General features: G+C 67.9%; 12 protein-coding genes. 7 read left to right on the forward strand and 5 right to left on the reverse strand.

Translation table 11 applies throughout. From position 1 onward, the window contains the following. The first annotated feature begins 25 nt into the window (after positions 1–25). From aceB to AS031_RS08165, 4 genes are read left to right on the forward strand one after another with little or no spacing between them, the layout of a single operon-like run. Positions 26–1624, forward strand: coding sequence for a malate synthase A (aceB, locus tag AS031_RS08150; protein WP_058267656.1), 1599 nt, complete (start codon positions 26–28; stop codon positions 1622–1624). 1 nt (position 1625) lies between these two features. Further along, complete coding sequence (locus AS031_RS08155; protein ID WP_058267657.1) at positions 1626–2900, forward strand: DUF6986 family protein; 1275 nt, start codon at positions 1626–1628, stop codon at positions 2898–2900. Between the two features lie 23 nt (positions 2901–2923). Beyond that, the gene (locus AS031_RS08160; protein WP_058267658.1) at positions 2924–3736 is read left to right on the forward strand and encodes a bifunctional allantoicase/(S)-ureidoglycine aminohydrolase; all 813 of its coding nucleotides are present in this window, start codon (positions 2924–2926) and stop codon (positions 3734–3736) included. A gap of 27 nt (positions 3737–3763) precedes the next feature. Beyond that, positions 3764–4924 (forward strand): serine hydrolase domain-containing protein, encoded by a 1161-nt coding sequence (locus AS031_RS08165; RefSeq protein WP_058267659.1) that lies wholly within the window; start codon positions 3764–3766, stop codon positions 4922–4924. Between the two features lie 19 nt (positions 4925–4943). On the opposite strand, the gene AS031_RS08170 is transcribed toward AS031_RS08165, so the two are convergent. Further along, positions 4944–6125, reverse strand: a complete 1182-nt coding sequence (locus tag AS031_RS08170) for a zinc-dependent alcohol dehydrogenase (protein WP_058267660.1) — start codon at positions 6123–6125, stop codon at positions 4944–4946. Positions 6126–6376: 251 nt separating this feature from the next. On the opposite strand from AS031_RS08170, the gene AS031_RS08175 reads away from it, so the two are divergent. Beyond that, positions 6377–6613 carry a hypothetical protein gene (locus AS031_RS08175; RefSeq protein ID WP_058267661.1) on the forward strand — a complete coding sequence of 79 codons (237 nt, stop codon included), beginning with the start codon at positions 6377–6379 and terminating at the stop codon, positions 6611–6613. Positions 6614–6621: 8 nt separating this feature from the next. Here the strand turns inward: AS031_RS08175 and AS031_RS08180 are convergent, their stop codons facing one another. The 3 genes from AS031_RS08180 to AS031_RS08190 form a co-directional block, all read right to left on the reverse strand. Beyond that, entirely contained in the window at positions 6622–7341 is a 720-nt protein-coding gene (locus AS031_RS08180) for an HAD family hydrolase (protein ID WP_058268050.1), read from the reverse strand. Next, the gene (locus AS031_RS08185; protein WP_058267662.1) at positions 7341–7631 is read right to left on the reverse strand and encodes a hypothetical protein; all 291 of its coding nucleotides are present in this window, start codon (positions 7629–7631) and stop codon (positions 7341–7343) included. Before AS031_RS08185 ends, AS031_RS08180 begins: the two co-directional genes overlap by 1 nt. A gap of 113 nt (positions 7632–7744) precedes the next feature. Continuing rightward, a complete protein-coding gene (locus AS031_RS08190) occupies positions 7745–9553 on the reverse strand; it encodes a glycoside hydrolase family 15 protein (protein WP_058267663.1) in 1809 nt (602 codons plus the stop codon). 61 nt (positions 9554–9614) lie between these two features. On the opposite strand from AS031_RS08190, the gene AS031_RS08195 reads away from it, so the two are divergent. After that, positions 9615–10346, forward strand: coding sequence for a DUF72 domain-containing protein (locus tag AS031_RS08195; RefSeq protein ID WP_058267664.1), 732 nt, complete (start codon positions 9615–9617; stop codon positions 10344–10346). Between the two features lie 67 nt (positions 10347–10413). Continuing rightward, on the forward strand, positions 10414–11529 hold the full coding sequence (locus AS031_RS08200; protein ID WP_058267665.1) for an App1 family protein: 1116 nt from the start codon (positions 10414–10416) through the stop codon (positions 11527–11529). A 44-nt stretch (positions 11530–11573) separates the two neighbouring features. Here AS031_RS08200 and AS031_RS08205 read toward each other — a convergent pair whose 3' ends face one another. Beyond that, positions 11574–13076 carry a glycoside hydrolase family 1 protein gene (locus AS031_RS08205; protein ID WP_058267666.1) on the reverse strand — a complete coding sequence of 501 codons (1503 nt, stop codon included), beginning with the start codon at positions 13074–13076 and terminating at the stop codon, positions 11574–11576. Positions 13077–13143: the final 67 nt, after the last annotated feature.

Here is a 13143-nt window from a genome sequence, read left to right on the forward strand (position 1 = left end):
TTCCAGCTTTAGGAAAGGACCAGAAATGGCCATCACTGTCACAGATCCCCGGCCGATAGACCGCGCGGAGGAGATCCTCACCCCCAAGGCGCTGGCCTTCGTGGAGGAACTGCACACCCGGTTCGCCGGCACCCGCAACGAGCTGCTGGCGGCCCGCGCCGCCAAGCGGCAGCGGGTGGCCGAAACCGGCAAGCTGGACTTCCTGCCGGAGACCCGGGACGTGCGCGACGGCGACTGGACGGTTGCGCCATCACCTGCGGCCCTGCAGGACCGCCGGGTCGAGATGACCGGGCCTGCCTCGCCGGCGAAGATGGCCATCAACGCCCTGAATTCCGGCGCCAAGGTGTGGCTGGCGGACCTTGAGGACGCCAGCACACCCACCTGGTCCAACGTCATCGACGCCATCCTGAACCTGCGTGACGCCGCCCAGGGCACGCTCAGTTACACCTCGGACGAAGGCAAGGAGTACCGGCTGCGCACCGACGCGCCGCTCGCCGTCGTGGTGGCCCGCCCCCGCGGCTGGCACATGCAGGAGAAGCACCTGCTCATCAACGGTGAACCGGCAGTCGGAGCCCTGGTGGACTTCGGTCTGCACTTCTTCCACATCGCCAAGCAGCTGGTGCTCAACGGCCAGGGCCCGTACTACTACCTGCCCAAGATGGAGAGCCACCTCGAGGCGCGGCTGTGGAACGACGTCTTCGTGTTCGCGCAGGACTTCCTGGGCCTGAACCAGGGCACCATCCGCGCCACCGTGCTGATCGAGACCATCCCGGCGGCGTTCGAAATGGACGAGATCCTGTACGAACTGCGGGACCACGCCTCCGGCCTGAACGCCGGCCGCTGGGACTACCTGTTCAGCATCATCAAGTACTTCCGCGACGCCGGCGAGGAATTCGTCCTGCCGGACCGCGCCTCCGTGGTGATGACCGCCCCGTTCATGCGCGCCTACACCGAACTGCTGGTCAAGACCTGCCACAAGCGCGGCGCCTTCGCCATGGGCGGCATGGCAGCGGTCATCCCCAACCGCCGCCACCCCGAGGTCACGGCCGCCGCCTTCGAGAAGGTCCGGGCGGACAAGACCCGCGAGGCCAACGACGGGTTCGACGGCTCCTGGGTGGCCCACCCGGACCTGGTGCCCACCTGCCGCGAAGTCTTCGACTCGGTACTCGGCGACAAGCCCAACCAGGTGGACAAGCAGCGCCCCGAAGTTTCCGTCACGGCGGAACAGCTCCTGGACGTGTCCTCCGCCCAGGGCCAGGTCACCGAGGCAGGCCTGCGCCTGAACCTGTACGTGGCGGTCGCCTACACGGCCGTGTGGCTGTCCGGGAACGGTGCCGTAGCCATCCACAACCTGATGGAGGACGCCGCCACCGCGGAGATCTCCCGCTCCCAGGTGTGGCAGCAGATCCGCAACAAGTCCGTCCTGGCGGACACCGGCAACACGGTGACCAGGGAACTGGTGGAAAAGATCCTCGGTGAGGAGACCGAACGGCTCCGCACCGAGTTCGGCGACGAAGCGTTCCGCCGGTACTACCAGCCGGCCGGCGAACTGATCGCGGACATCTGCCTGTCCGACGACTACACGGACTTCCTGACCACCCCCGCCTACGAGCTGGTGGACTGAGATGACCGCACCCACCACCTCGCTGACGGCAGGGGACCTCGCCCACATCGATGGGCAGCTGGCCGCCACCGACCGGCTGCTGGACCGGAACTACCCTGGCGACGACGGCTCCCGCCAGCCCGTGCATACGGTGTACGTCCCCGCGGACCGCTTCACGCCGTCGTTCGCGGCTGACTGGGGTGCCCAGGCAGCGGCCACGGCGGAAGCGCACGGCGGCTTCGAAAAGCTGGGACGGCTCCTGGGCCAGGACGCCGGCCTCGCCGAAGCGGTCGCCGGCCGCGTGGACACCAAGCTGCGCACCGAGCCCATCGAGGACCTGCGCCTGGACTTCGAGGACGGCTTCGGGGACAGGGGCGACGACGCCGAGGACGCCGCCGCGGTTGCTGCGGCCTCCGCGGTGGCCCAGTCCGTCGCGGCCGGGTCCGCTCCCCCGTTCATCGGGATCCGCTTCAAATGCTTCGAGGCAGCCACCCGCGCCCGCGGCCTGCGCACCCTGGACCTGTTCGTCTCCGGCCTCGCCGCCTCCGGTGAACTGCCCGACGGCCTGGTCCTGACCCTGCCCAAGGTCACCACCGTGGCGCAGGTGCAGGCCATGGATTACGCAGTCTCCCGGCTGGAGGAAGTCCACGGCCTGCCTGCCGGCCGGCTCCGCTTCGAGGTGCAGGTGGAGACGCCGCAGCTGATCCTCGGCCCGGACGGAACGTCGCCGGTGGCGCAACTGCCGCATGCCGTGCCCGGCCGGATCAGCGGGCTGCACTACGGCACCTACGACTACTCGGCATCGCTGCAGATCTCTGCCGAGTACCAGTCCATGGAGCACCCCGTGGCCGACTTCGCCAAGGAAGTCATGCAGCTGGCAGTGGCAGGCACCGGCATCCGCCTCTCCGACGGCTCCACCAACATCATCCCGGTGGGCGACAACGTGGAAAACGCGTGGGCCCTGCATGGCCGGCTGGTCCGCCGCTCTCTGGAACGCGGCTACTACCAGGGCTGGGACCTGCACCCGGCCCAGCTGCCCAGCCGGTTCGCCGCGACCTACGCGTTCTACCGCGAAGGCCTTCCGGCCGCCGCCGCCCGCCTGCGCAACTACGTGGAGCGGACCGAGGGCGGCGTCATGGACGAGCCCGCCACCGCCCGGGCGCTGGCAGCGTTCGTCCTCCGCGGCGTCCAGTGCGGCGCAGTGGGGACCGAAGAGGTCCAGGCGCTTGCCGGCGTCGGACTTCCGCAGCTCACCGCACTGGCGCACCCGCGGCTCGCCACCACGTCCAACTCCTAAGTCCTCAGCAAAGGAAACCCCTCATGGGCAACTACTACTACCCGCAGGGCGGCCTGCCGCCCCAGACCCACCTGACCACCGAGCGTGCCATCGTCACCGAGGCCTACACGGTGATCCCCAAAGGCGTGCTGACGGACATCGTCACGTCCAACCTGCCGGGCTTCACCAACACCCGCTCCTGGATCATCGCCCGCCCCATCTCCGGCTTCGCCACCACGTTCTCCCAGCTGATCGTCGAGATCGCTCCGGGCGGCGGCGCGCCGAAGGCCGAGTTTGAATCCGGCGTCGAAGGCGTGGTCTTCGTGACCAAGGGCAAGCTGAACCTCACCCTGGACGGCGAACTGCACCACCTCGAGGAAGGCGGCTACGCCTACCTCGCAGCCGGTTCGGAATGGGGCGTGGAGAACGTCTCCGACGACATCGTCTCCTACCACTGGATCCGCAAGGCCTACGAGCGCCTTGAGGGGTACGAGGCCAAGTCCTTCGTTACCAACGAAAAGGACATCGAGCCCACGTCCATGCCGGACACCAACGACGTCTGGAAGACCACCCGCTTTACGGACTCCAGCGACCTGGCCCACGACATGCAGGTCAACATCGTGACGTTCCAGCCCGGCGGCGTCATCCCGTTCCCGGAGACGCACGTCATGGAACACGGCCTGTACGTCCTGGAAGGCAAGGCCATGTACCTGCTGAACAACGACTGGGTTGAGGTGGAGGCCGGCGACTTCATGTGGCTGCGTGCCTTCTGCCCGCAGGCCTGCTACGCCGGAGGCCCGGGCGAATTCCGCTACCTGCTCTACAAGGACATGAACCGCCAGGTGAAGCTCACCTAAACAGGGCCGGCGGGGGAAAATGATCCCATGGGACCGCGCCCATCCGCGCTCTGGAAGCAGGCCGCAGCCGTCCTGGCTGCGGCCTTGCTGGTTGCCGGGGCCGCCGCCTGCACCGGTGAACCCCGCCCTCCGGATCCCACTCCGACCGAGCCGGACAGGGCTGTCGCCTTCGCCCTCCTGGAAGCCTTCAGCGACCGGATGATCGGCGACGGCGCCCCGGCCGTCCTGATCGACGTCAGGTACGGGGGCAGGACGTGGACGCATGTGGCCGGCGTGCGGAACCTCGAAGCGCGCGAACCGGCCACTGCATCCGACCCCATCAGGATAGGCGGCATCACGGAATCGATCGTGGCGGTCTCGGTGATGAAGCTGGTGTCGGAGGGGAAGCTTGGGCTGGATGACCAGGCAGCCCGTTACCTCCCTGAGTTTGGTACGGTTCTGCACCCGCCGGGGCCGGTCAGTGTGCGGCAGCTGCTGACCCATGAGTCCGGGCTCCCCGACTTCACCGGCCCCCTGCTGGCCTCCGGCAGCTGGGAGGACGTGGCGGACCGGCCGCTCAGCCTGGAACAGCAACTGGCCCTCGCAGCCACTGTCCCCTGGCCGGCCAGGCTTGCCCGGGTCTTCAACTACTCCCGGACCGATTACGCCGCCCTGGCATTGATCGTGGAGCGGCTCCGCGGCCGGGACATCGCGGAAGTCCTGGCCACGGACACCACGGGACCGCTGGGCCTTGCATCCACCCGGCTGGGCGGCCCCCGCCCGCCGGACATGGTGCACGGCTACATCACCGTCGGGGGAACGCGGCTGGACACCAGCATGCCCGCGTGGCAGGCGGAGACCCCCGCGTCCGGGATGGCGTCCTCGCTGCAGGACATCAACCGGTTCTATTCGGCGCTGCTCCGCGGCGGGCTGCTCCCGCCGGACACCGTGACGGCGATGAAGGGCGGCTACTCGCAGTATTACGGGCTTGCGCTGCGCCGCTGGAACAACACCTGCAACAACCGGTTCTACTACGGCCTGCCCGGAGACACCGACGGGTACGGGACCGTGGCCATGACCAGCGAGGACGGCAGCACCCAACTGGCCATGGCCGTGGCCTACCCGCCCGAGCCCCCAACCCTGGGCGTGAACCCCCTGGTCACCGAACTGACGGAGGTCTCCCAGGACGCCCTGAACAGCCTGTGCTGAGCGGCGTTGGTGGTGCGACTTAGGCACCGGGGTTGAGGACCACCTTGATGCAGCCGTCTTCCTTCTTTTGGAACTTCTCGTACAGTGCCGGTGCTCCGTCCAGGCCGGCGCGGTGCGTGACCAGGTCCATGACACCCAGCGGATCGGCGTCGTCCTCCACCAGCGGCAGGATGTCATCCGTCCAGCGCCGGACGTTGCACTGGCCCATCCGCACCTGGAGCTGCTTGTCGAACATGGTGAGCATGGGCATGGGGCTGGCTTGGCCGCCGTACACGCCGCTCAGGGACAGCGTGCCGCCGCGGCGGACGACGTCGATGGCCGTGTGCAGCGCTGCGAGCCGGTCCACCCCGGCCGTCTCCATGGCCTTCTGGGCCAGCTTGTCCGGCAGCAGGCCCAGCGCCTGGTGGGCGAAGCCGGCCACGGGTGAGCCATGGGCTTCCATGCCGACGGCGTCCACCACCGCATCCGGACCGCGCCCGTCCGTCGTTTCGCGCAGTTCATCGCCGATGGACCGCGTGTAGTCATAGGTGTCCACGCCGTGCCGGGCGGCCATGGCCCGGCGTTCCGGCACAGGGTCCACGCCCACCACCTTCAGGCCCCGCTGCACGCCGATCCGGGCAGCGAACTGGCCTACCGGGCCAAGGCCGAACACCGCGAGGGTTCCGCCGGGCTGGACGTCGGCGTACTCCACCGCCTGCCAGGCGGTGGGCAGGATGTCGGAGAGGAACAGGTAGCGCTCGTCCGGCAGTTCCGATCCCACCTTGACGGGGCCGTAGTCGGCATGCGGCACGCGCAGGTATTCGGCCTGTCCGCCGGGAACCGAGCCGTAGAGCTCCGAATAGCCGAAGAGGGCCGCGCCGGAACCTTTCTCTGCCACCTGGGTTGTTTCGCACTGGGATTGCAGGCCCTGCTTGCACATGTAGCAGGAGCCGCAGGAAATGTTGAAGGGAACCACAACGCGGTCCCCCTTTCGAAGGTTGGTGACCGCGCTGCCCACCTCTTCGACGATGCCCATCGGCTCGTGGCCGATCACGTCGCCCTTGTGCATATACGGGCCGAGGACCTCATACAGGTGCAGGTCCGAGCCGCAGATGGCCGTGGACGTGATCCGCACGATCGCGTCGGTGGGCTCCTGGATCACGGGGTCCGGAACTTCTTCCACGCTGACGGAGCGTTTCCCTTGCCAGGTCAGTGCTTTCACGGATTTCTCCTTTTCCTCGTGGTGGCGGGCACGCGCCCTTCCCTCGACGCTATCGAAAATGGAACAAGAAAGTAAGTATGCTGACTAAATTCCTTGCCCGCCAACCCACGGCCACCCCGGAAACCCCCGGGCACCGGCAGATGAAACGCAGGCTTCCGGTACTTGTCCACCCTCCCCGGGACTCTTAGCGTAAGTAGGGTCAGACCCGCGCCACACCGGCGGACCTTCATGCCAACGGAACGAGGAACACCATGACGCTGTACCAGCCCGAACCGGTCGAGATTTCCACGCGCATGCGGCCCGGCGAATGGACAGAGGAAAGCCTGGAGGAGCTGGTGGCCAGCTACCGCAGCAGGATCGCGGACATGGGGGCACTCCCGGCTGACGTCGTCACGGACATTGAGCGCAACGACGACGGTTCAGTAAAAGTGGCCGTGTCCTGGGTCAAGCCGGCCGACAACGGCACCGAGGCAGACGCGGCGGGCTGACAAACGGCCTAGCTGCCGCGGGTGAGCAGCTTCCCGATGGCACTGCCGTCAAAGTTCCGCAAAAGGTCCGCCGGACCCTCGTAGACTTCCACCGCGCCGGCGTCCTTGAGCACGTCAGCGCTGATGCCGCCGCAGGTAACGCCCACCGCGGGAACGCCCAGCGCGGCCGCGGCCATCATGTCCCAGACCGCGTCGCCGACGAACACGGCGTCCGCCGGCTGCACCCCAAGGGCTTCCAGGGCTGCTGCGAGGATGTCCGGTGCGGGCTTGCTCTCTTTCGCATCCTTGGAGCTGGTGGCGGCGTCGATGGAACCGCCGGCCCCGAGGACGTCCTTCATGACCTCGAGGTCCTTTTCCCGCGCCGAGGACGCAAGGGCAACGGCCAGGCCCGCCTCATGGCAGCGCGCCAGGAGCTCCCCGACGCCGGCAAAGGGCCGCAGTGACGGCCAGCGGGAAGCATAAAGGGCCCCATGGCTGGCCATGATGTCCTCGTCGTCCGCACGGTCCCGGTCCGGCGGCAGCAGGCTGTCCACCAGCCTCGCCCCGCCCATCCCCACGTAGTAGTGGATGGATGCCATCGGGATGTCATAGCCGAATTGCCGGAAAGCACCCCACCAGGAAATGGTGTGGAAATAGGACGAATCGATCAGAGTCCCGTCAACATCGAACAGGACCCCCCGGCGGGAGGTTCCGTTCGACGCCGACGGCGTTGCGCCGGCGGTCGCCATCACCCCACCGCTGCCCGTCTGGCTCCGGGTGCCTTCTTCCTGCTCGCGGCCTCTTCCTTGGGCGTAGGCACCGGGCGTACGCGGTCCCGGATTACGGTCCCGGCGCCGTCAAGGCTCTTGTCCCGGATCAGGCCGGTCCCGGCGATCTCGCGGGCCATCGCCACTCCGGCAACCGCCGCCCTCTTGGTGGGGAAGGTAACGGAAATAGCCATCAAATGACCTGCCCCGTCCATCATCCTGACCCTATAGCCGCCGTCAGGGGCATCAACGAGTTCAAAATACCCGGCCATGCAAATCACTCCTCCGTCAGTCACGGCGTTGTGCTTGGAGCACTCCCATGAGGTGTTAGTAAGTATACTTATCTGTTCTGCGAAGGGAAAGTTAGGCCCCTGCCGGCGCCGCCTCAGCGCCGTTCGGCCGATTCCGGCTGAATGGGGGTGTCACTCCGGCGAACGGTATCCTGATGCAGCTCCAGGGCGCTAGTCACAAGCGCAAAGTGGCTGAACGCCTGCGGGGTGTTGCCCAGTTGACGGCCCGCCCGGACCGCCCACTCCTCGCTCAGCAACCCCACGTCGTTGCGCAGTTCGAGCAGCCGCTCAAAGAGCTCGCGGGACTCCTCGTGCCGGCCGGCCCCCAGCAGCGCCTCGACCAGCCAGAACGAACATGCCAGGAAGACGCCCTCGTTGCCCGGCAGGCCGTCGTCGCTCTTTTCCGGACGGTAGCGCAGGACGAAACCGTCCTCCGTCAGCTCCCGCTGGATCGCCTCGATGGTGCCGATCACCCGGGGATCGTCCGGGGGCAGGAACCCCACGCGCGGTATGAGCAGGAGGCTGGCGTCCAGCTCCCCGCTGCCATAGGACTGCACGAACGTGTTGCGTTCGGCGTCGAACCCGTTGGCCATCACGTCCCGGTGGATGGTGTCCCGCAGCGCCTCCCACCGCTCCACCGGGCCTGGCAGCCCGGACTCGCGGACGCCCTTGACCATCCGGTCCGCGGCCACCCAGGCCATCACCTTCGAGTGGGTGAAATGGCGCCGGGCTCCGCGCATCTCCCACAGCCCGTTGTCCGGCTGGTCCCAGATGGTTTCCAGGTGCTCCATCAGGGCGCACTGCACGTCCCACGACTCATCCGGGTGCTTGAGCAGGGAGTTCCGCGTCAGCGCCAGGCAATCGAGCACCTCGCCCCAGACATCGAGCTGCAGCTGTTCCGCCGCCCCGTTGCCGATGCGCACCGGAACGGACTTCTCATACCCACGGAGCCAGGGCAGCTCCATTTCCGGCAGGCGGCGTTCGCCGTGGATGCCGTACATGATCTGCAGGTCGGCCGGATCGCCGGCCACCGCCCGCAGCAGCCAGTCGCGCCATGCCGCGGCCTCGGCCGTGTAGCCGGCAGCGAGAAGGGCCTGCAGCGTCATGGTTGCGTCGCGCAGCCAGCAGTACCGGTAGTCCCAGTTGCGCGGGCCGCCCGGCTGTTCGGGGAGCGAGGTGGTGACGGCAGCCACGATGCCGCCGGTAGGTGCGTAGGTCAGTGCCTTGAGGGTCACCAGCGAGCGCACCACCGCTTCCTGGTATTCGCCCTGTACCGTGCACTGGCTGCTCCAGCCCCGCCAGAAGGCGAAGGTGGTGTCCAGGACCTTTTCCGCGTCCACCGAATGCGGCCGGCCCACATGGCTCGGCGCCCAGGTGAGGACGAACGGGACGCGTTCACCGGCACTGACGGTGAAATCGCCAACGGTGTGCATGTTCTCGCCGTGCAGAGGGGCCGGGGTCACGAGGTACACGGCGTCCGGGCCGGCGATCGCGTGGAGTCCGTGCTTGTCCCGGCGGACCCAGGGAACAATGTGCCCGTAATCGAAGCGCAGCACCAGCTCGCAGTGCATTGTCACCGAGCCGCTGACGCCCTCGACGATCCGCACGATGTCCGCCACGGAATCGCGGGGCGGCATGAAGTCGATGACCCGCACCGTGCCGTCGGGGGTCTCCCATTCGGTTTCCAGGATGAGGCTGCCGTCCCGGTAGCTCCGCCGCGTGCAGGGGCCGCCGCCCTCCGGCGCCAGCAGCCAACGGCCGGCGTCCGGTGTGTCCAGCAGCGCGCTGAAGCATGCCGGCGAGTCGAACCGGGGCAGGCACAGCCAGTCGATGGAGCCTTCATTGCTGATCAGCGCCCCGGTTTGAAGGTCGCCTACCACCGCATAATCCTCGATTCGCGCCATGACCTTACCCTGCCACAAACCGGCCCGCGGTTTGTGGTGCCGGCCGGTGTAGCCTGCAGGAGTGGCAGTCCATATCGGCACCTCAGGATGGAGTTACGGGCACTGGGACAACGTCCTGTACCCGCCGGGGCTGCCGGCCGGGAAGCGGCTGGAGCATTACGTGGCGGAGTTCACGACGGTGGAACTGAACGCAAGCTTTTACCGGTGGCCGCGGGACATCACCTTCGCGGGCTGGAACCACCGCCTGCCGCCTGGCTTCACCATGTCCGTCAAGGCTCCCCGCGGCCTGACCCACGCCCGGAAGCTGTACCAGCCGGAGGTGTGGCTGGAGCGGATCGCGCGGTGCTGGCACGAACTCGGGGACAAACGGGCGGTGCTGCTGGTGCAGTTGCCGCCGCAGCTGGAACGGGACGACGCCCGCCTGGACTACTTCCTGGCCGCGGTGCCGGAATGGATCCGGGTGACGGTGGAGTTCCGGCACCCCACCTGGGACTGTCCGGAGGTGCTGGCCATCCTGGAACGGCACGGGGCGGCCTACTGCATCATGAGCGGCGCCAACCTGCCCTGCCTGCTCCAGACCACCGCGCCGTTCGCCTATGTGCGGCTGCACGGGCCGGACCACCGGCACCTGTACGCAGGGTCCTACTCCGACGCGGACCTGCACTGGTGGGCGGACAGGATCCGGGGCTGGGCCGGCAGCGGCCTGGACGTTTACGCCTACTTCAATAACGACGGCGGCGGCAACGCCGTGCGGAACGCCCGGACCCTGCGCGCCATCCTGGGGGACGGTTGACGTCATAGTGGGCCGGCACCGGCACGCTGCGCCAGCACCTGCCCCCGCCCTGTGGCAGAGTGGAGCCATGGACCCGGCTCCGCAGAATCCGCCCCAGCCCGCAGCCCGGACGCCCCGGACCCAACCCGACGCCACGGACAACAACCAGGAGCTTCACGGCAACCAGGTGTTCCGGCTGGCGCACCGGGCCTCCGATGCGTTCAACACCTTCCGGATCCGCCTGGCCCGGCGCTGGAAGTTCGTTCCGCAGACCATTGCCTACCAGGGCTACGGATCCACAACGCGGGTCCGTGTCCTGGGCCGTGTGTTGATGACGCAGAAGCCGCTGCCGGGCAGCAAAGCCGAGCAGGAGGCACGGAACGGCACCCAGAACGTGCGCGGGTGGCGGGCCTTCACCGGCGTCCCGCTGCAGTTCATCGACGTCGACATCACCATTGGCGATGTGGTCACCCGCGTGCGCGCCGACCGCGGCGGCCTGGTGGACACCGAGGTGGACGTGGAGCTTTCGCCCGGCTGGCACACGGTGGTCCTGCAGGCCGAAGGAACAGAACCGGCCGAGGCCCTGGTGCACGTCATTGCCCCCGACGTGAAGTTCGGCATCGTGTCCGACATTGATGACACGGTCATGGTCACGGCACTCCCCCGACCCTTCCTGGCCCTGTGGAACACGTTTGTCCTCAGCGAGCGCGCCCGCATGGCAACGCCCGGCATGGCTGTGCTGCTTGACCGGCTGACCATCGAACATCCCGACGCCCCGATCATCTACCTGTCCACCGGCCCGTGGAATGCGGCCCCCACCCTGGCCAGGTTCCTGAGCCGGAACATGTACCCGTCCGGCCCGCTCCTGCTGACCGACTGGGGCCTGACGCAGGACCGCTGGTTCCGCAGCGGCCAGGACCACAAGCACCGCAACCTGGAACGGCTCAGCCGGGAGTTCCCGGACATGCGGTGGCTGCTTATTGGCGACAACGGCCAGCACGACGAAGCCATCTACTCCAGCTTCGCCGCCCGGAACCCGGACAAGGTGGCGGCCATCGCCATCCGCCAGTTGTCCGTCAGTGAGTCCGTCTTTGCCGGCGGCCACTCCGAGGACGGGGATCACACGGCCTCGAAGGTCCCGTGGATCTACTCCCCGGACGGCGCCGGGATCGCCAGGCAGCTGGGCATGCTGGACCTGCTCTAGCCGCCGGAAGGCTCACCGGCCCGGCGCCGGCACCCCTGGCATGTTCAGGCCGCGTCCTCCGGGATGACCGCCTGGGCGATCGCCGCGCCGGCGGCCAGGGACAGGTCCCGTTCCTCGATGAGTTCCTGCAGCCAGAAGTAGGAAGCCTTGGGGGTGCGCTCCAGCGTCTCGTAGTCGACGTGGAGCAGCCCGAACGGCTGCTTGTAGCCGGCGGACCATTCGAAGTTGTCCAGCAGCGACCAGACGTAATAGCCGCGCAGGTCCACGGACTCCGCCGCACCGCCGGGGGCGGTGGCCCGCAGCGCCGTCTCCAGGTGGTCCGAGAGGTACTTGAGCCGGCGCTCGTCCGGGATGAAGCGCGTGTTGGTGGACTTGTCCCGGACAATGATGTCCTCGAAGCTGGCGCCGCCCTCGGTCAGGATGACCGGCGGCAGGTTGGGGTAGCGTTCGGCCATTTCCTTCAGCGCCACGGCAATGTACTCGGGCTTGACGGGCCAGCCGTAGGCGGTGATGTCCGCTTCCGGCCAGGTCTCGACATGGAACGGGGTGCCCCCGCTGCCGGCAGCGCTGAGGTCGCTGCCCATGGCTTCGGCCATGCTGGCAGGAACGGCGCCCCCACCGGATCCCGCGGCCACCTTAGTGGGCATGTAGTAGTTGAGCCCATAGAAATCCAGCGGCTGGGAGATCAGCTCCATATCCTCGTCCGGATGCTCGAAGGAGCTGAAGAATTTCGCGGCCCTGATCAGGTCCGGGTATTTGCCGGTGAGCACCGGATCCGCGTAGAGCCGGTTCTGGCCAAGATCCATCAGGCCGGCGCTGATCCGGTCGAGCGGGTTGGCGGAGTTGGGCACCATGGGCGAGTAGACGTTGGTCATGCCGATCTCGCCGGGCACCCGCGCCGCGCGCAGGGCCTGCACCGCGAGCCCGTGGCCCAGCAGCTGGTGGTGGACCGTGGGGAAGGCACCCAGGGCCAGCTCCTTGCCGGGCGAGTGCAGCCCGAACGCGTAGCCGTTGGCGCTGACGGTGGCGGGCTCGTTGATGGTGACCCAGCGGGCCACCCGGTCCCCGAACGCCTCGGCCAGGATGGCGGTGTACTCCCCCAGCCGGTAGGCCGTGTCACGGTTCATCCAGCCGTCGGCCTCGTCCAGTGCCAGCGGCGTGTCCCAGTGGTAGATGGTGGCCATCGGTGAGATGCCGTTGGCCAGCAGCTCGTCCAGGAGGCGGTCGTAGAACGCCAGGCCGGCCTTGTTGGCCGGCCCCCGCCCGGTGGGCTGGATCCGCGGCCAGGCGAAGGAGAACCGGTAGGAGTCCACCCCGAGCTGCTTCATCAGGGCCACATCCTGCGGCATCCGGTGGTAGTGGTCGGTGGCCACCACCGGGCTGTGGTCCTCCACGATGGCGCCGGGTTTGGCGGCAAAGACGTCCCAGCCGGCCGGCCCCCGCCCGTCCTCCTCCAAAGCCCCTTCGATCTGGAAAGCTGCGGTGGCAACACCGAGCGTGAACCCCGGCGGAATAAGTGCGGCGAGGTCCTTGGCGGAGATATGCATGGAGGGGCCTTAGGGGTCAACGGCGGATAAGTACGTCTCAGGATGGCACAGCAATCCGCTGCTGACG

The organism is Pseudarthrobacter enclensis (assembly GCF_001457025.1).
In the GTDB taxonomy this organism is placed as follows: Bacteria; Actinomycetota; Actinomycetes; order Actinomycetales; family Micrococcaceae; genus Arthrobacter; species Arthrobacter enclensis.